Origin of the sequence: Streptomyces klenkii (genome assembly GCF_003626645.1) — a bacterium.
Lineage (GTDB): Bacteria > Actinomycetota > Actinomycetes > Streptomycetales > Streptomycetaceae > Streptomyces > Streptomyces klenkii.
Window position 1 is genome coordinate 218,241 of record NZ_RBAM01000012.1, and the last position, 18,786, is coordinate 237,026.

Genomic DNA, 18,786 nt, shown 5'->3' on the forward strand with positions numbered 1-18,786 from the left:
TTCCCGGTTCTCTGTTCGAATGAAGCTGCCAGGAAACTGTACGTAGGCGGGGCTGGTGGCACCAAACCCGCAGGCGCGAGGCCTGTGCCGCACGCTTCACACCCGGCACCTCGCGCCTCAAACATCACATACCACTTATTGGGTCTTCCGGGTTAATTGCGACTTTCAGCGTCTATATCCGACCTGTCTCCACAGTTACACCGGACACAATTGCCGCTCACCACCCATGAGAAAGGTTTAGCCATGTCGCGTATCGCCAAGGCCGCCGTCCTGACCGCTGCCGCCGGCGTCGCCGTCACGGGCGCTGCCGGAGTCGCCTCCGCCAGTGCCGGAGCGAACGGCGCGGCCGTCGGCTCGCCCGGCGTCATCTCCGGCAACACCATTCAGGTCCCGATTCAGGTTCCGATCAACCTGTGCGGCAACACGATCGACATCATTGCCCTCCTGAACCCGACCTTCGGCAACACCTGCGTCATCGCCGGCTAGTGAGCCCCGCGCCCGGGCGGGACCACCGGACCTGCCCGCGCGGCAGGCGCGGGAAGGGTCACAGTCAGCCGCCGGAATCCTGACCTGCGCTTTCGTGGCGCCCATCACGCTCTGCGCGGTGGGCGCCACGGTCATGTCCGGCCGCCTCCCGCCCGCCCTCGCCGCCCTCCGCGCCGGAGCGGCCGGGCCGCTGGGCGCCGGGGAGGTCCGGTATCTCCACGACCGGCGGAAGATCGGGGGTCAGGTGCGAGTGGGCTGCGGTCATCGTCTTTGCCTGCCTTGATCGAAGGGGCGGGGGGATCGAAGGGCGCGGGGGAAGAGAGCCGGGGCATCAGCTCGGGGCCGGGGTGCGCTGCGGGGCCGCCGCGGGAGCCAGGAGCTCCTCGCGCAGCCGCGCGCAGGTCCGGCTGAGGATGCGCGATATCTGCATCTGGGAGACGCCCAGCCGCGCGCCGATCTGCTTCTGGGTGAGGTTGCCGAAGAACCGCCAGTACAGGACGTACCGCTCCCGCTCGGAGAGCGCTCTGAGCAGCGGTGTGAGGGACTGCCGGTCGACGACCAGGTCCAGCGCCGGGTCCGTCCCGCCGAGGGTGTCGGAGAGCGGGAGGTCGTCGGCGCCCAGCACCGGGTGGTCCAGCGACAGCGTGTTGTGCACGCCCTCGGCGGCCAGGCCGCGCAGGACCTCGTCCTCCGACAGGCCGCACTCGGCGGCCAGCTCGGCGGGGCTGGGCCGGGTGCGGGCGTCGCGCTGGCCGAGGGCCGTCTGCGCGGCGCGCACGGCCGTGCGGAGCTCCTGGTCGCGGCGGGGAATGTGCAGCGACCAGGCGTGGTCGCGGATGTGCCGCTTGAGCTCGCCGACGATCGTGGGCACGGCGAAGGTCTCGAAGGCGTGGCCGAGCCGCGGGTCGTACCGGTCCACGGCGTTGACCAGGCCCAGCGCCGCGACCTGCCGCAGGTCGGCGGGGGTCTCACCGCTGCTGCGGAAGCGCAGGCTGATCCGCTCCGCCATGGGCAGCCAGGCGGCGATGAGGTCCTGCCGCAGCCCGTCGCGCTCGGCGCCGGCCGGCAGGTCCGCCAGGCGGGCGAAGGAAGCGGCGGTGTCGGGGGCGTCGCGGTTGCGGCGGCGCGCCGTCCGCTCCGCGACCGTCGTCCGCGCCGTGCCGGTCCCCCGGTCCATGGTCGTCGTCCGGTCCATGGTCACAGTCCTCCTCGCTCCTGAGCAAAAGGAGTGCCTGCCGGCCGGAAGCACCTTCCGGTAGGTGCGGCTGCCCCCGCGGGGCACCCGCAAACAGGTCGGCGGATCGCCTCCGCGGGGCCGCGGGGGCGGCGTCCGGGGAGGCCGGCCGCATGCCTCAGGATCACCCGGGCGTGCCGCTTCCGCGACTCGGAGCGGCCAAGACACCACGGAGGGTGACGACCGCGCGGGGCGGAAGTCGGCCGGACCGGCCCTACGCACGGGCCGCCGGCGGATGGCAGCGTGTCCGGTGCCCGACCCCCGCGGCGTTTGGCGCGCCCGGCGGCGGGTACCCGGCACCGCGTCCCGAGGAGGCCGTATGCCCGAGCACGCCGACCGCACCGCCGGAGAGGGAACGGGCAAGCCCCCGGGCCCGCAGCCGGACGGGCCCTCAGACGCCGAACTGGCCGCGCTCGACGCCCACTGGCGCGCCGCCAACTACCTGGCCGCCGGCCAGATCTACCTCCTGAGCAACCCGCTGCTGACCGTCCCCCTGGAGCCCGAGCACATCAAGCCCCGGCTGCTCGGCCACTGGGGCACCTCCCCCGGCCTCAACCTGATCCACACCCACCTCGGCCGCGTCATCAAGGCGCGCGGCCTGGACGCCGTCTGCGTCTGGGGCCCGGGGCACGGCGGCCCCGCCGTGCTCGCCAACTCCTGGCTGGACGGCAGCTACAGCGAGGTCTACCCGGACGTGAGCCGGGACGCCGACGGCATGGAACGGCTGTTCCGGCAGTTCTCCTTCCCCGGCGGCGTGCCCAGCCACGTCGCCCCGGAGACCCCCGGCTCCCTCCACGAGGGCGGCGAGCTGGGCTACTCCCTCGCCCACGCCTACGGGGCCGCCCTCGACAACCCGGGCCTGCTCGTGGCCTGCGTCGTCGGCGACGGCGAGGCCGAGACCGGCCCGCTGGCCGCCTCCTGGCACGCGAACAAGTTCCTCGACCCCGTCCACGACGGCGCCGTCCTGCCGGTCCTGCACCTCAACGGCTACAAGATCGCCAACCCGGCCGTGCTCGCCCGGCTGCCCGAGGGCGAGCTGGACAAGCTCCTGCGCGGCTACGGCCACGAGCCGATCCACGTCACCGGCGACGAACCCATGGAGGTGCACCGCGCCCTCGCCCGGGCGATGGACCGGGCCCTGGACCACATCGCGCTCGCCCAGCACCTCGCCCGCGAGGAGGGCGTGACCGACCGGCCGCACTGGCCGGTGATCGTGCTCCGTACGCCCAAGGGCTGGACGGGCCCGCGCGAGGTCGACGGCGTGCCCGTGGAGGGCACTTGGCGCTCCCACCAGGTGCCGCTCGCGGGCGTCCGCGACAACTCCGAGCACCTGCGGCAGCTGGAGGCCTGGCTGCGCTCGTACCGGCCGGAAGAGCTCTTCGACCGGGACGGGCGGCCGCGCCCCGAAGTCCTCGCTCACGTACCGGAGGGCGCCCGGCGGCTCGGCGCCAGTCCGCACGCCAACGGCGGCCTGCTCACGCGCTCCCTGCCCGTTCCGCCGCTGGAGCACTACGCGGTGCCCGTCGACAAGCACGGCGCCGCCCTGCACGAGCCGACCCGCGTCCTCGGCGGGCTCCTCGCGCAGATCATGGCCGACACGGCGGGCAGCCGGAACTTCCGCGTCGTCGGGCCCGACGAGACCGCCTCCAACCGGCTCGACGCCCTCTACTCCGTCACCGGCAACGCCTGGCAGGCCGCGCAACTGCCCACGGACGAACACCTCGCCCGCGACGGCCGGGTGATGGAGGTGCTGTCCGAACACCTCTGCCAGGGCTGGCTGGAGGGCTACACCCTCACCGGCCGGCACGGCCTGTTCTCCTGCTACGAGGCGTTCGTCCACATCGTCGACTCGATGGTCAACCAGCACATCAAGTGGCTGCGGACCGCGCGCACCCTGCCCTGGCGGCGCCCCGTGCCCTCCCTCAACTACCTGCTGACCTCGCACGTCTGGCGCCAGGACCACAACGGCTTCTCCCACCAGGACCCCGGCTTCGTCGACCACGTCCTCAACAAGTCCCCCGAGGTCGTCCGCGTCTACCTGCCCCCGGACGCCAACACCCTGCTGTGCGTGGCCGATCACGTGCTGCGCAGCCGCGACTACGTCAACGTCGTCGTCGCCGGCAAGCAGCCCTGCTTCGACTGGCTCGGCCTGGACGCGGCCCGCGCGCACTGCGCACGCGGCGCGGGCGTGTGGGAGTGGGCGGGCACCGAGACCGGCGACCGGCCCCCGGACGCCGTCCTGGCCTGCGCCGGCGACGTCCCCACCCAGGAGGTGCTGGCCGCCGCCGACCTGCTCCGCCACGAGCTGCCCCAGCTCGCCCTGCGGGTCGTCAACGTCGTCGACATGACGCGGCTGCTGCCGAAGGAGGAGCACCCGCACGGCATGCCCGACACGGAGTACGACGCGCTGTTCACGACCGACAAGCCCGTCATCTTCGCCTACCACGGCTATCCGTGGCTGATCCACCGCCTCGCCTACCGCCGCGCGGGCCACGCCCACCTGCACGTCCGCGGCTACAAGGAGGCCGGGACGACGACCACCCCCTTCGACATGGTCGTCCGCAACGACCTCGACCGCTACCGCCTCGTCATGGACGTCATCGACCGGGTGCCGGGGCTGGGCGTGCGGGCCGCGTCCGTACGGCAGGCGATGGCGGACGCACGGACCCGGCACCACGCGTGGATCCGGGAGCACGGCGTGGACATGCCGGAGGTCGCGGAGTGGAGCTGGCGGGGCTGACACACCGCCCGCATGCGCTGACACACCGCCACGTGTGATGCGCGGCACTCCGGCGAGGCCTTGACGGCCGACGCGTGTAATCGATTACCTGACCCGCACGGCAAGCCGTACGAAATCGATTACACGACCCGGGGCGGGAGGCGCGGCACCATGGCGAACATCAAGGACGTCGCCGAGCGGGCCGGCGTCTCCGTCGCCACCGTCTCCCGCGTCCTCAACGGCCGTTCCCCCGTCGCCGAGACCCGCGAGCGCGTGCTGGCCGCCGTCGCCGAGCTCGGCTACCGGCCCGACGCCGTCGCCCGTGCCCTGCGCACCGCCCGGACCCGCACGCTCGGGCTCGTCATCAGCGACCTGCGCAACCCCTTCTTCACCGAGCTGGCCGACGCCGTCGAGCAGGAGGCCCGGCGGCTGGGCTACAGCCTGATCATCGGCAACGCCGGCGAGAGCACGCGGCAGCAGGACGACCACATCCGCACGCTCCTCGACCGGCGCATCGACGGCCTGCTGGTCAGCTCCGCGGGCACCGGGTCGGCGATGCTCCGCGAGGCCGCCGACGCCGGCACGCCGCTCGTGCTCCTCGACCGCACGGTGCCGGGCGTCGCCGCCCCGTGCGTCCGCGCCGAGGGCCGGGCCGCGCTGACGGAGCTCGCGGCGCACCTGGCGGCGCTGGGGCGGCGCCGGCCGGCCGTCATCGTCGCTCCGGCCGGGACACCCGTCGGGGACGAGCGCCTGGAGCTGTTCCGGGCCGCCCTCGCCGCCCACGGCATCGCCCTGCCTCCGGAGCGCGTCGGCGCCTCGCCGGACCTGCGCCCGGAAGGCGGCCGGCAGGTGATGCGGCGGCTGCTGGACCTCGCGGAGCCGCCGGACGCCGTGCTGGCCACCGACAACCTGATGGCGCTCGGCGCCCTGGACGAAGTGCGGGCGCGGGGGCTGCGCATCCCCTCCGACGTCGCGCTCGTCGCCTTCGACGACGTGGCGTGGTTCGCCCACCTCGACCCGCCGCTCACCGCCGTCGCCCAGCCGACGCGCGCGCTGGGCGAGGCCGCCGTGCACACGCTGCTGGAGCGCATCGAGGGGCGCGAGGCCCCGTCCGTGCTGCTCCCCGCCCGGCTCGTACCGCGCCGCTCCTGCGGCGAGGCGGCAACCGACTGACGTAAGGAGAGGGGCAGCGCATGACCGGCGTCAACGACGACGTACCGGAAGGCCGCGAGCTACTGCGGGTCGAAGGCGTCACCAAGTCCTTCCCGGGCGTCCGCGCCCTGGACGGCGTCTCCTTGCGCCTGCGCGCGGGCGAGGTGCACGTGCTCCTCGGCGAGAACGGCGCCGGCAAGAGCACCCTCATCAAGATGCTCGCCGGCGTCCACCGGCCCGACGCGGGCCGCATCCTCGTGGCCGGCCGCGAGGTCGCCGTCCGCTCCGCGCAGGACGCGCAGCGGCTCGGCATCGCCACCATCCACCAGGAGTTCAACCTCGTGCCCGGCCTGACGGTCGCCGAGAACATCTTCCTGGGCCGCCTGCCGCGCACCGCCCTCGGGCTGGTCGACAAGCGCACGATGCGGGCGCGGGCCGCGGAGCTCCTGCGCCGCGTGGGCCTGAACGTCTCCCCCGCCACGCCCGTCGCGGAGCTCGGCATCGCCCGCCTCCAGATGGTCGAGATCGCCAAGGCCCTCAGCCTCGGCGCCCGCGTCCTGATCATGGACGAGCCGACGGCGGTGCTCACCTCCGAGGAGGTGAGCACGCTCTTCGGCATCGTCCGCGAGCTGCGCGACAGCGGCGTCGGCATCGTCTTCATCACCCACCACCTGGAGGAGATCGCGGCGCTCGGGGACCGGGTGACGGTCCTGCGCGACGGCCGGTCGGTCGCCGAGGTGCCGGCCGGCACGGACGAGGACGAGCTGATCCGGCTGATGGTCGGCCGCGACATCGCCGAGCAGTACCCGCGCGAGCGGTCGGCCGCGCCCGGCGCGCCGCTGCTGCGGGTGCGCGGGCTGACCCGCGAACCCGCCTTCCGCGACGTCGCCTTCGACGTCCGGGCCGGGGAGGTCGTGGGGCTCGCCGGCCTGGTCGGCGCGGGCCGCACGGAGGTGGCACGCGCGCTGTTCGGCGTGGACCGCTACGACGCCGGGACCGTCGAGGCCGGTGGCCAGCCGCTCGCGCGCGGCGACGTGCGGGCGGCGATGCGGGCCGGGCTCGGGCTCGTCCCCGAGGACCGCAAGGGCCAGGGCCTGCTCCTGGACGCCTCGCTGGGCGACAACCTCACCCTGGCCCGGCTGGAGCGGGACACCCGGGGCGGCTTCGTGGACCGGCGCGGCCAGCGGCGGGAGGCGGCCGCGGTCGCCGAGCGGCTGAAGGTGCGCATGAGCGGCCTGGAGCAGTCCGCGCGCACCCTCTCCGGCGGCAACCAGCAGAAGATCGTCATCGGCAAGTGGCTGCTGGCCGGGGCCCGGCTGCTGATCCTCGACGAGCCGACGCGCGGCATCGACGTCGGCGCGAAGGTCGAGATCTACCGGCTCGTCAACGAGCTGACGGCGGCGGGCCACGCCGTGCTGATGATCTCCAGCGACCTGCCCGAGGTGCTCGGCATGAGCGACCGGGTCCTGGTCATGGCCCAGGGCCGGATCGCCGGGGAACTGGCGGGCGAGCGGGCCACGCAGGACGCGGTGATGGAGCTGGCCCTGCGGCCGGTGAACGACGGCAACACGTACGAAGTGAGCGCGATGGAGGGCTCCGATGTCGGCTGAGGTGCTGCGGGCGCCCGGGGGTGGCGCCCTCGGGCAGTGGTTCGCGAGGGCGGTGCTCCGCAACGGCCCGCTGGGCGGGCTGATCGCCCTGGTCGTAGTGATGGCGGTGCTGTCCCGGGACTTCCTGAACGGGCAGAACCTCCTCAACGTGGGCGTGCAGGCGTCGGTGACGGCGATCCTGGCGTTCGGCGTGACATTCGTGATCGTGTCGGCGGGCATCGACCTGTCCGTCGGCTCGGTCGCCGCCCTGTCGGCGACCGTCGTGGCGTGGTGCGCGACGAAGGAGGGCCTGCCCGTCTGGCTGTCGGTGCTGCTCGGCCTGGCCGTGGGCGCGGCGGCGGGGCTGGTCTCCGGCGCCCTCGTCGCGTACGGGAGGCTGCCCGCGTTCATCGCCACCCTGGCGATGCTCTCGGTCGGGCGCGGCCTGGCCCTCGTGATCTCCGGGGGCTCCCCCATCGCCTTCCCCTCCTCCCTCGGCGGGCTCGGCGGCACCCTCGGCGGCTGGCTGCCGGTGCCCGTCCTCGTGCTGGCCGCCATGGGAGCGGTCGCGGCGCTGATCCTGGCCCGTACGTACACCGGCCGTGCGATGTTCGCGATCGGCGGCAACGAGGAGGCGGCCCGGCTGTCGGGGATCGACGTCCGCCGCCGCAAGCTCGTCATCTACGCGCTGTCGGGGCTGTTCGCCGCCGTGGCCGGCATCGTGCTGGCCGCCCGGCTGACGTCGGCGCAGCCGCAGGCCGCGGTCGGCTACGAGCTGGACGCCATCGCGGCCGTCGTGATCGGCGGGGCGAGCCTGTCGGGCGGCTCCGGCAAGGCGTCCGGCACGCTGATCGGTGCGCTGATCCTCGCGGTGCTGCGCAACGGCCTCAACCTGCTGAGCGTGTCGGCGTTCTGGCAGCAGGTGGCGACGGGCCTGGTCATCGCGCTGGCCGTGCTGATGGACACGCTGCGCCGCCGGAGCGCGCGATGAGGGGGCGGGTGCTCGCCGTGGTGGCCGTGCTGACCGCGTCCCTGGCCCTGTCCGGCTGCGACCGCGGCGGGAACACCGACCTCGGGCTCGCCCTGTCGACGCTGAACAACCCGTTCTTCGTCGGCATCAAGGAGGGCGCGCGGGCGGAGGCGGAGGCCCGCGGCCTGAAGATCAACATCACGGACGCGCAGAACGACCCCACCCAGCAGATCAACCAGATCGAGACGTTCACGAGCCAGAACGTCAAGGCCGCCGTCATCAATCCCGTCGACTCCGACGCCGCGGTCCCGGCCGTGGGCGTGGCCAACCGGGCGGACGTGCCGGTGATCTCCATCGACCGGGGCGTCAACGGCGGCCGGGTCGGCTCGACGATCGCCTCCGACAACACCGAGGGCGGCCGGCTGGCGGCCAGGACGCTCGCCGCGTCCCTCGGCGGCAAGGGGAAGGTGGCGTTCCTGGAGGGTCAGCCGGGGACGTCGGCGGCGCGCGAGCGCGGCAAGGGCTTCGAGGAGGGCATCAAGGCGTACCCGGGCATCGAGGTCGTGGCCCGCCAGCCCGCCGACTTCGACCGCACCAAGGGCATGGACGTGATGGCCAACATGCTCCAGGCGCACCGGGACCTCGGCGGCGTCTTCGCCGCGAACGACGAGATGGCGCTCGGCGCGGCCAAAGCCCTGGGCTCCGCATCGGGCAAGAGGGTGAAGGTCGTGGCCTTCGACGGCACGCCGGACGGGATCGCCGCCGTCCGGGCCGGGACGCTGACCGCGACCGTCGCCCAGCAGCCGCGGCTGCTGGGCCGGCAGGCGGTGGACTGGGCGGTGAAGGCGGCGCGGGGCGAGCGGCTGCCGGCCCTGGTGAAGGTGCCGGTCGTGCTGGTGACCAAGGAGAACGCGGACGGATTCGATGGGTGACGACAAGATGCGGGACAAGGTGCAGGACGAGATGCGGGAAGAGAAGACGTACGACGTACTGGTCGTGGGCTCCGCCAACGCGGACCTGACGGTCCGGGTGGAGCGCCGGCCCGGCGCGGGCGAGACCGTGCCGGGCACGGATCTGGTCGAGTCTGCGGGCGGCAAGGGTGCCAATCAGGCCGCGGCCGCGGCCCGCCTCGGCGCCCGGACGGCGCTGCTGGCCAGGGTCGGTGACGACGCGTTCGGCGAGCTGCTGCTGGCCGGGCAGCGCGAGGCCGGCACGGAGCTGCGGCACGTGCTGGTCGAGGCGGGCGCCCGGACGGGCACGGCGATGATCGTCGTGGGCCCGGACGGGGACAACAGCATCGTGGTCTCGCCGGGCGCGAACGCCCGGCTCCTGCCGGAGGACGTCGAGGCGGCGCGGGACGTCATCGCCGCCTCGGCCGTGGTCTCCCTCCAGCTGGAGATCCCGCCCGCGACCGTGCGGGCGGCCGCCGAGACCGCCCGGGACGCGGGCGCGCGCGTGGTGGTCAACCCCTCGCCGGCGCCGGACCGGCTGGACACCGAGGTCCTCACGGCGGCCGACCCGCTGGTCGTCAACGAGCACGAGGCGCGTCACCTGACGGAGCTCACCGACGGCACGCCGGAAGCGTGGGCCCGCGCCCTGCGCGGCCAGGGCGCCCGCTCGGTCGTGGTCACCCTCGGGGCCGAGGGGGCGCTGACCCTGGACGCGGGGGCCGCGGAGGCGGTGGCGGTGCCCGGCATCAAGGCCGAGGCCGTGGACACCACGGGCGCCGGGGACGCCTTCACGGGCGCGCTCGCGGCCCGGCTGGCGGCGGGCGCCTCGCTGGCCGAGGCGGCCCGCTTCGCCGTACGGGTCGGCGCCGCGTCCGTGACCCGGCCGGGCGCCCAGCCCTCGTACCCGACGCTCGCGGAACTTCCGCCGGAACCCGGACAGTTGTCCTGATCCGGGCACACGGTCCGGTGAAGCTTTCGTGACGGGAATTGTGCGGGCGCCATAGGCAGAGTGGGGTGAACACAGCAGGATCGGGTACGCAGGTGCCCGTCCTATCCGTACGAGCCGGAGGTGCCCGATGCGTCTGATGCGTCGCCGAACCGCCGCCGTGGCAGCCGCCGCTGCCGTGGCCGCCACTGCCGTCGCCGTCGCCCTGCCGTCACCGCAACCCGCCGCGGCCGACGGCGAGAAGACCCTGGCCTGGACCGCGGTGCACCGCACCGGCAGCCCGCCCGAGCACCCCAAGGAGGGCGACACCTGGGCCGTCTACGCCGACCTGAAGGGCCCGTCCGGCGAGTCCGCCGGGGACGGCAGCTCCGTCTGCACGGTGGTGCTCCTGCGCTACGAGGGCGTGGTCGCCCAGTGCCGGTACGTGCTGCGCGGGACGGACGGCACGCTGGTCCTGGAGTCCATGGAGAACCGCTTCGGGCGCGGCCCGTACCGCAGCGACGCGGCCGTCGTCGGCGGCACGGGGTCGTACGCGGGCGCCAAGGGCGAGGTGCAGCTCACCATCGAGAGCCGGCGCACGCTCTACCACGTCCGCCTCAAGTAACCCCGGAAAATCCCCGGCCGGCGCCCGTCCTGCGCGCAGCTGCGGGCGGCGGGCGTCGTTCCGGTCGCATCCGCTGAGGGAGCTGCCGGTCACGGTCGCGGGGCCGCAGGGGGTGCCGGGACGGCGCGGGCGATGAGGAGGGCCACGTCGTCCTGGTCGTTGCCGGGGCGCAGGGACGTCAGCAGGAGGTCGCAGGTCGCCTCCAGGCCGCCGGGGGCGTCGGCCAGGACGGCGAGGAGCGCTTCGAGGCGGGCGTCGATGGCCTCGTCGCGGGTCTCGACCAGGCCGTCGGTGTAGAGGACGAGGCCGTCGCCGGGCGCGAGGTTCACGGCTGTGTTCTCGAAGGGGACGCCGCCGACGCCCAGCGGGGCCCCGGCGGGGAGGTCGACGAGGGCCGGGGGGTGGGCGGGGCGCAGGCGGACGGGCGGGAGGTGGCCCGCGTTGGCCACGCGGCAGAGGCCGCTGCGCGGGTCGTACACGGCGTACAGGCACGTCGCGATCATCTGGTCCAGACCACTGGCGGTGTGGTCGAGGTGGTGCAGCACCCGGGCCGGGTCGAGGCCGAGCTGGGCGAGGGTGCGGGCGGCGGTGCGCAGCTGTCCCATGGCCGCCGCGGCGTTGATGCCGCTGCCCATGACGTCGCCGACGACCAGGGCGCTCTTCTCGCCGTCCTGCGGGATGACGTCGAACCAGTCGCCGCCGACCCTGCTGGCGGCGCCGGCGGGCTGGTAGCGGAAGGCGATCTCCAGGCCGACGGATCCCTGGGGCCGCTGGGGCAGCAGGCTGCGCTGGAGGGTGAGGGCGGCGGCGCGCTCGCGCTGGTACCAGCGGGCGTTGTCGATGGAGACCGCGGCGCGGGCGGCGAGCTCGGCGGCGAGGGCGGCGTCGTCCTCGTCGAAGGGGCGGGGGTTGCTGATGCGCTTGAGGTCGAGGGCTCCGAGCACCTCGCCGCGGGCGATGAGCGGCACGGCCATGTAGGAGTGCAGGCCGGCGCGGGCGAGCAGGCGGGCCGCGTCGGCGTCGCGGGCGATCTCCGGCAGGTCCTCGGCGTGCACGCGGGGCACCCTGACCGGGTGGCCGGTGCGCACGCAGCGGGCGACGAGCCGGTCGTGGTCGTACTTGGCGATCCCGCCGGGCGGGTCGGCGGCCCGCACGGCGTCGGCGCAGGCCGCGGACGTGGCGGCGTCGGTCCCGCGCGCGGCGGTGACGGCCAGGGCCCGGAAGACCTCGCCCCGGCCCGCGGAGCCGCCGCCGCGCCCGCTGTCGACGACGGTGTCGAGGACGTCGACGGCGGCGACGTCGGCGAGGCGGGGCACCACGACCTCGGCGAGCTCGCGCGCGGTCTGCTCCAGCTCCAGCGTGGTGCCGATCAGCACGGAGGCGTCGGCGATGAGCGCGGTGCGGCGGCGGGCCTCCTCAAGGGCGCGGTGGCGGTCGCTGACGTCGACGAGGGACGTGGCGACGCCGAGGATCTGGCCGCCCGGGTCCTCCAGGCGGTAGTACGAGACGAGCTGGGCCTGCGTCTCGTCCGCGCCGCCGCCCTCGTGGCCGATGGCCATCCGGTCCAGCAGCGGGGTGCCGGTGGCGAGGACCTCGCGCATGGCGGCCTCGATGGCGCCGGTGTCCGCGCGGGGCAGCACCTCTCGGACGGTGCGCCCGGTGCACTGCTCGGCGCGCAGGCCGTAGATGCGTGCGAGGGCGGGGTTGACCATGACGTAACGGAGCGCGGTGTCGAGGACCGCGAGCCCGATCGGGGACTGGGTGACCAGGCCCAGCGACAGGGCGAGGTCCCGCTCGACCGCGCGCAGGACCTCCCGGTCGGTGGCGATGCCGAGGGCGAAGAACTCGCCGTGCCGGTCCTCCAGGCGCACGTTGCGGAACTCGATCAGCCGGGTGCCGCCGTCCTTGTGCCGGGCGGGGAAGACCACGGCGAAGGTCTCGCCCTCGGCCATGACCTCGGCGAACAGCTGGAGCACCGCGTGGACGTCCTCCTCGGCGACCAGCAGCCGGGCGGCGTACTGGCCGAGGGCCTCGGCCGCGCTCCAGCCGAAGAGCTGCTCGGCCTGCGGGCTCCACAGCACGATCCGGCCCTCGCGGTCCAGCACTCCGGCGGCCACGCCCAGCTCGTCCAGCAGGCTGCCGGGCACGTACGGCGCGCGGCCGGAGTCCTGCTGGACGGGGCGGGCCCGGAATGCGTCGGTCGCGCCCATCGAGGACCTCCTTCCGCCCGCCGCAGCGATTCCATGGTCTCTCCGGAGGGGGCGGGTGCGCCTCCCGCGGGGCGGCCGGACGGCGGCGGCGCGGGCGTGGCGGGGCGCTCTAGGGCAGGCGGAGGGTGAACCAGACGGTCTTGCCGTTGCCGGAGGCGTGGTGGCCCCACTGGGCGGCGATCTGCTCGACGAGCCACATGCCGCGCCCGTTCTCGCTGTCGGGCCCGGCCTCGCCGCAGCGGGGCAGGTAGCCGCCCGGGTCGGTGACCTGGGCGACGAGGTGGCCCTCGCCCCGGCTCAGGACGAGCTGGACGCCCTGGGGCGTGCCGGGGACGTGCACGACGGCGTTGGTGACGAGCTCGGAGAGCAGCAGGGCCGCGTCGTCGGCGAGCTCGTGCAGGCCCCACTCGGCCAGCAGCGCCCGGGAGAACCGGCGGGCGGCGGCGACGGAGCGCTCCGTCGCGGGGAGGGAGAGGGCCTGGGTGGCACGGCCGGGCGGGGGAACGCCGGGCGGCAGGCCGGGGTGGGGCTGCCGCCGGGAGAGCGGGCCGTGCATGCACAGGGGGATGTGCGGGCCCCAGGGAGCGGGGAGCTTCCTCGGGGCGGCGGACCGGAGGGCGACGGCCGGGTCGCAGGCGGAGGCGAAGGCGTCAGCCGGGTGCGTGGGTCTCGCGGTGTCGCGGATGGCTGCATACATGGGGGGCTCAAGCACAATCGGGATAGCGCGGGGCGCCGGATGTGGTTCCCCCCACAGTCGCCTGCTTTTCGCCAGAGGTCTATACCCAGTGGGTCACGGTGGCCGAGCGGAGTGCGATCACCGCAGGTGGGGGCGGGTGGGGACGGCGCAAATTGCGCACCGCCCCCGAAGAGCGGTGCCGCTAGTTTCTCGGGCACTCCTTCCAGGCCAGGTGGTAGATGGTGTTGAGGTCGCCGTCGGTGGAGTCCATCGTCATGAAGCTGGTGGTCTTGGACGGGTCGGAGCTGCCCGCGTTGACCCGCAGCTCCGTGTTGATGTTGAAGTTCCGCTTCTCGCCGCAGGGCGCCCAGACCATCGCGGCCACGTCGACGCGGTCGGTGGCCTGCCAGTTGTCCGCGTAGTTGCCGCGGAAGGTGTGGCTGATGGGCGTGGTGATGGAGGACCCCTGGAAGTAGTACGAGGCCTTCTCGGTGCCGCTCGCGCCGGACTCCAGCTTCGCGTAGCCGCGGTAGTCCGCGCTGGCGATGGCGTACGTGAAGCCCTGGGGGACGTGCACGATCAGGTTGAGCTGGCAGTTCTTGCGGAAGTCGGTCGGCTTGGACCCCACGCCCACCTGGGCGAGGTAGTCGCTGTAGGTGACCGTGAAGGCCGTGTTGTCGGGCGCGACGGCCACCGCGGCCGTGCCCGCGGGGCAACCGGAGCCGTTGACCGTGGCGATCTCGATCACGATCTTGTCCGGGGGCGGATTGACGATGATCGACGCGTCGTACGTGGATATCGGTGAGGCGAACAGCGCCGCGAGCGCGGCTCCTGCGATAAGGCCGCCGGGCATGGCTCTCCAATCGGTTGTCCTCGGAATGAGCGACGTCATTTCGGCCGGGATCCCGGAGGACGCCGGACCGGAATGGGTGGGAGCATGGTGCGGTTAGGGCATGGACATGCCATGCCCTGCCTCCCAAGAACCCCTGGGGACGGGAGCGTTCGAATGGTAGGAGGCGCCACCCGAGTGCGCCAGACTCCGCGTAGGACAACCGTTCGCCGGTTCTCGCCGACCGGCGGACATCCAGGTCAGCGGGGCCGGTGGGCCGTCACAACCCCTCGGCGCCTGTAGACACTTGCTCAATACAGGGAAAACGGCCGCACCGGGCCGCACCCGGAACCGTGAATTCACCCCGGTTTTCCCGGCGCCCGCCGGCGCCCGCGGAAGCGTTCCGGAATTCGGGCGGGCGCCGGGCGTAACCCGGAAGGGAGTCAGGGCGTTCCCCTTAGCCCGGGAAAGGCCTGGCCGAGATGGACACAGAGGAGGGAGATGAGAACCGCGGCCGTGATCACACCCAGGCACCCCAGCACATCGCGCAGGGTGCTCGCGAGCGGGCCCAGCGGATCCGGCGGGGCCGGCAGCGGCGCGGGCGGTGCGGGGGCGGCGGGCGGGGTGACCGCGCGGTCCTCAGGTCTGGGCGGGCTGTGCATGGGGCGGACCCGTGCGCAGGGCCGTGGCGGTGGTGGCCGCGGCGGGAGCGGGAGCCTGGCCGGGGGCGGCACCGGCGGCGGACTGCTGCGCACCGATGCCGTACTGGGCGGCCTGGAGCTCGTACATCGACCGGTACAGGCCGCCTTCGACGGCCATCAGCTCCTCGTGCGTGCCCTTGCCCACCACTTGTCCGTGATCGAGGACGTAGATGAGGTCGGCGGTGGCCGTCGCGGCGAGCCGGTGGGTGATCAGCAGGACGGTCGTGCCGTCGTCGGTCAGCGTCCGCAGCGACTGGAACGCCTCGGCCTCCGCGCGCGGGTCGAGGGCCGAGGTCGGCTCGTCGACGATGAGCAGGGGTGCGCGGCGGTAGCGCGCGCGGGCGCTGCCCAGGCGCTGCCACTGGCCGCCGGAGATCTGCGTGCCGCGCTCGAAGCCCTTGACCACGAGGCTGTCCCACTGGTGCGGCAGGGACGAGACGACGCCGGTGGCGCCGGCCTCGGCGGCCGCGCGCTCGATGCGGGCCTGGTCCGGGGACGCTCCGGGGCGGCCGATGTGCACGTTGGCGCGGGCGGTCATGGGCCAGCGCGGGAAGTCCTGGGAGAGGACGGCGACGTGGTCGAAGAGCTGGTCGCGGTCGGCGTCGCGGATCTCGACGCCGTTCCAGTACAGGTGCCCGGAGGTGGGCAGATACAGCCCGGCGACCAGCTTGGACAGGGTGGTCTTGCCGGAGCCGTTGGCCCCGACCAGGGCGACGACCTTGCCGGGCGGGACGGTCAGGCTCACGTCGCTGAGCGCGGCCACCGGGGCGCCGGGGTAGCGGAAGGTGACGTTCTCCAGCCGGATCTCCTTCACGCCGTGCGGCAGCGGCGTGCCGCCCGCGGGGATGGCGTGGCGCTCGGCCTCGGTGCAGGCGCGCTCCAGGTCGCCGAGGTACATGGCCTCCTCGTAGAGGCGGTTGGTCTGGGTCACCAGGGCGGTGAGGCTCGCGCCCGCGGCCCGTACGGCGATGACGGCGGTGCCGGCGACGGCGAGCGGCATCCCGCCGGAGGCGAGCAGCAGCCACAGCACGCCGTAGACGGCGAGGGCGGCGCCTCCCGAGAGGGCGGAGGCGGCGCTGCACGTGACCGCCTCGGCACGGGCCAGGCGCTGCTGCTCCTTCTCGACGGTGGCGGCCATGTCGTCGTAGGCGCCGACGAGCATGCGGCCGGCGTCGTGCACGCGGATCTCGGCGGCGGTGTCGTGGCCGGTGAGCGTGGAGGTGATGACGGAGATGGCGCGCCGGTGCTCGATCCAGGCGTGCCGGGAGGCGTACTGGCGGCGGGCGGTGACGACCGCGCCCCAGCCCTTGGGGGCCGCGACGAGGACGAGCATGAACACGAGCGAGGGGTGCAGCAGCGCGAGCACTCCGGCCGAAGCCGCCAGTCCCACGAGGGCGTTGACGACGGTGACGGACGACCCGATCATCAGGCGGACCGAGTCGGTGCCGAAGCGGCCGGCGTCGAGCAGGCGGTGGAAGTCCTTGTCCTCCAGCACCGCGAGCTCGACGCGGACCGCGCCGCGGTAGAAGCGGGCGGTGCACACGCGCTCCACCTTCGGCTCCAGCTGGCCGGCGGCCGCCAGGGAGACGGCCGAGAGCAGGGCGGTGGCGGCGGCGACGGAGGTGACCGCCATCAGCGAGGGCAGGGCTTCGCGCAGCCGCGCGGGGGTGGGGCCGGCGGTGAAGAGGGCGGTCAGGGCACGGTTGGCGGCGACCAGCCCGAAGGCGCGCGTCAGGCCCTGGCACAGCTCGGCGCCGAGCAGTGCGCACAGCGCCCGGGGGTCCTCGCTCCAGGCGGCCCGGGCGACGGTGGCGACCATGGCGGGCAGCTGGCGGGCCATCGCCCAGAAGGACAGCCGCAGCAGCGGCCGCTCGTGGGTGACGAAGGCCTTGTCCGGCCGCAAGGCGCCGCCGAACAGCAGGAGTTCACTGTCCGACACCGGGAACGTGCGCGGCGGCCGCCGCGCGAAGGGCGTCACCGTGGCTCCGGTGCGCGGTAGGCTCGCGGGCCGGTCGCGGGCGCGGTGGCCGGCGCGCAGCGGGACGCGGTGACGTACGCCGCGGGGGACGCGGGGCGGGACATGGAAGCCTCCTGAAGGCGGTGGGGCTGACCGTCGGGTGCGGGCAGGAGGGCGCTGGTGCTTGGCGGCGAGAGGCGTCGGTGAACCGATCCGTGCCAAGGGCATGGCCGAGGGGCACGCCAAGGCTGCGGTACGCGGCGGCGTGCCGTGGGAGTCGGACTGAGGGTGGTGGACGGGACCCCGGCGGACGGCTGCTCGTCCGGTGCCGTCGGGGTGTCCGCGGCTTTCCGGTGCCCGTTTCCGGACAGGTAGGACTCTAACCGCCCCGGCCCGCGGGAGCCTTCGCCAACCCGCAGTTCCCTGCGGACTGTTCACTCGTTCAGGTATAAATCATCGCCGGTTCCCGGGAGTTGGTACAACGCGAGCCCGGACCCTCGGAGGGGTCCGGGCTCGCGGGCGGGAGCGGGGCGCGGTCAGTCCTCGTGCGCGGCGGCGGGGAGCCTGCGCAGCTTCAGCGGCGTGTGCTTCCGGAAGGCGTAGTCGAGCATCTTCGCGGCGTCCGGGTAGCGGTTCGCGGCGTCGTTGAGGAGGACGCCGACGACGGTGCGGCCGCCGTGCCGCGCGGCGAACACCAGGCAGGGGCCGGCGGCGGAGGTGGTGCCGGTCTTGACGCCGGTGACGCCGTCGTACGAGCCGAGCAGCTTGTTGGTGTTGTACCAGGTGTAGAGCCGGTTGATGTTCTTGGCCTTCTGCTGGGTGTTCAGCGCTCCGGTGACCGTGCGGAAGGTGCTGTTGCGCAGGGCGTGCAGGGAGAGCCTGGCCAGATCCTGCGGGGTGGAGCGGTTCCGGCCCGCGGAGGAGATGCCGTCGAAGGAGTCGTAGGTGGTGCCGGTCAGCTTCAGCTGCCGGGCCTTGGCGTTCATCTTGGCGACGAAGGACTTGGTGCGGGCCTCCTCGTCGGGGCCGGTGCCGTACGCGTCGGCGAGGGCGTAGGCGGCGTCGCAGCCGGAGGGGAGCATCAGCGCGTAGAGCAATTGACGCGTCGTCAGCTTGTCGCCGGTGCGGAGGTCGGCCGTGCTGGCCTCGGTCCGCTGGACGTAGTCGCGGTAGGACTGCTTGATCTGGATCTGCCGGTCGAGGTCCATGCCCGGGGCGTCGAGGACGACCACCGCGGTCATGATCTTCGTGGTGCTGGCCATGGGCCGCTCCACCGTCGCCGCCTTGGCCCACAGGGGGCGCCCGGAGCCGGCGTCCATCAGGTAGGCACCCTTCGCGCTGACCGAAGGGCCGGGCGCGGCCTGTGCGGCCGGTGCCGGGAGGGCGGCGGCGACCGCCGCGGCCGTCGCCGTCACCGTTGCCGCCAGGGGCGCTCCCCACGCTCCTCGGCGGCGGTCCTGCTCTCCCCCACGTCGCTGCATCAAGGCTCCATTCCTCGGGTGTCGGGTCGGGCGAGCGGCATCGTCGCACCGGCCCGTGCGCGGGAAGAAATCCGAACCCCTCACGGGTGAACGGGACTTCGGAGGCTGACGGGACGCCGGGAGCGGATGTGGTACGAGAAGAGCCCGCCCGGGTGAGGCGAATTCGAGGGGTCGTAGCAACACAGTGATCAACTGGCTGTGGCCAGAAGCTTAGCGAGACGCTCGGCTGGGGTTTCCCAGCCGAGCGTTTTGCGTGGGCGGCTGTTGAGCTCGGCCGCGACG

General features: G+C 73.9%; 12 protein-coding genes and 1 pseudogene. 7 read left to right on the plus strand and 6 right to left on the minus strand.

Translation table 11 applies throughout. The features are described 5' to 3' along the window. Positions 1-243: 243 nt before the first annotated feature. A complete protein-coding gene (locus D7231_RS26775; protein WP_030364967.1) occupies positions 244-486 on the plus strand; it encodes a chaplin in 243 nt (80 codons plus the stop codon). 331 nt (positions 487-817) lie between these two features. Here D7231_RS26775 and D7231_RS26780 read toward each other — a convergent pair whose 3' ends face one another. Continuing rightward, positions 818-1,681, minus strand: a complete 864-nt coding sequence (locus D7231_RS26780; RefSeq protein WP_120758111.1) for a SigB/SigF/SigG family RNA polymerase sigma factor — start codon at positions 1,679-1,681, stop codon at positions 818-820. A 358-nt stretch (positions 1,682-2,039) separates the two neighbouring features. Between D7231_RS26780 and D7231_RS26785 the strand changes: the two genes are divergently transcribed. From D7231_RS26785 to D7231_RS26815, 6 genes and pseudogenes are all read left to right on the plus strand, one after another. After that, the gene (locus D7231_RS26785) at positions 2,040-4,460 is read left to right on the plus strand and encodes a phosphoketolase family protein (protein WP_120758112.1); all 2,421 of its coding nucleotides are present in this window, start codon (positions 2,040-2,042) and stop codon (positions 4,458-4,460) included. Positions 4,461-4,610: 150 nt separating this feature from the next. Continuing rightward, on the plus strand, positions 4,611-5,612 hold the full coding sequence (locus D7231_RS26790; RefSeq protein WP_120758113.1) for a LacI family DNA-binding transcriptional regulator: 1,002 nt from the start codon (positions 4,611-4,613) through the stop codon (positions 5,610-5,612). Positions 5,613-5,632: 20 nt separating this feature from the next. Further along, on the plus strand, positions 5,633-7,201 hold the full coding sequence (locus D7231_RS26795; protein WP_120758114.1) for a sugar ABC transporter ATP-binding protein: 1,569 nt from the start codon (positions 5,633-5,635) through the stop codon (positions 7,199-7,201). After that, positions 7,191-9,082: pseudogene (locus D7231_RS37815) on the plus strand (ABC transporter permease/substrate-binding protein). Before D7231_RS26795 ends, D7231_RS37815 begins: the two are co-directional and overlap by 11 nt. Positions 9,083-9,113: 31 nt before the next feature. Further along, entirely contained in the window at positions 9,114-10,049 is a 936-nt protein-coding gene (locus D7231_RS26810; RefSeq protein WP_120758143.1) for a ribokinase, read from the plus strand. Between the two features lie 136 nt (positions 10,050-10,185). Next, positions 10,186-10,650: a hypothetical protein gene (locus tag D7231_RS26815; RefSeq protein ID WP_147449804.1), complete on the plus strand. Its 465-nt coding sequence runs from the start codon at positions 10,186-10,188 to the stop codon at positions 10,648-10,650. A gap of 89 nt (positions 10,651-10,739) precedes the next feature. Here D7231_RS26815 and D7231_RS26820 read toward each other — a convergent pair whose 3' ends face one another. The 5 genes from D7231_RS26820 to D7231_RS26840 all read right to left on the minus strand — a co-directional run bounded on the left by D7231_RS26820 (position 10,740) and on the right by D7231_RS26840 (position 18,504). Beyond that, positions 10,740-12,860, minus strand: coding sequence for a SpoIIE family protein phosphatase (locus D7231_RS26820; RefSeq protein WP_120758118.1), 2,121 nt, complete (start codon positions 12,858-12,860; stop codon positions 10,740-10,742). Between the two features lie 109 nt (positions 12,861-12,969). After that, positions 12,970-13,557 (minus strand): ATP-binding protein, encoded by a 588-nt coding sequence (locus tag D7231_RS26825; RefSeq protein WP_120758119.1) that lies wholly within the window; start codon positions 13,555-13,557, stop codon positions 12,970-12,972. Positions 13,558-13,738: 181 nt separating this feature from the next. Beyond that, on the minus strand, positions 13,739-14,389 hold the full coding sequence (locus tag D7231_RS26830; RefSeq protein WP_120758120.1) for a DUF4360 domain-containing protein: 651 nt from the start codon (positions 14,387-14,389) through the stop codon (positions 13,739-13,741). A gap of 615 nt (positions 14,390-15,004) precedes the next feature. Beyond that, entirely contained in the window at positions 15,005-17,044 is a 2,040-nt protein-coding gene (locus D7231_RS38175; protein ID WP_120758121.1) for an ABC transporter ATP-binding protein, read from the minus strand. Positions 17,045-17,559: 515 nt separating this feature from the next. After that, a complete protein-coding gene (locus D7231_RS26840; RefSeq protein WP_120758122.1) occupies positions 17,560-18,504 on the minus strand; it encodes a D-alanyl-D-alanine carboxypeptidase family protein in 945 nt (314 codons plus the stop codon). Positions 18,505-18,786: the final 282 nt, after the last annotated feature.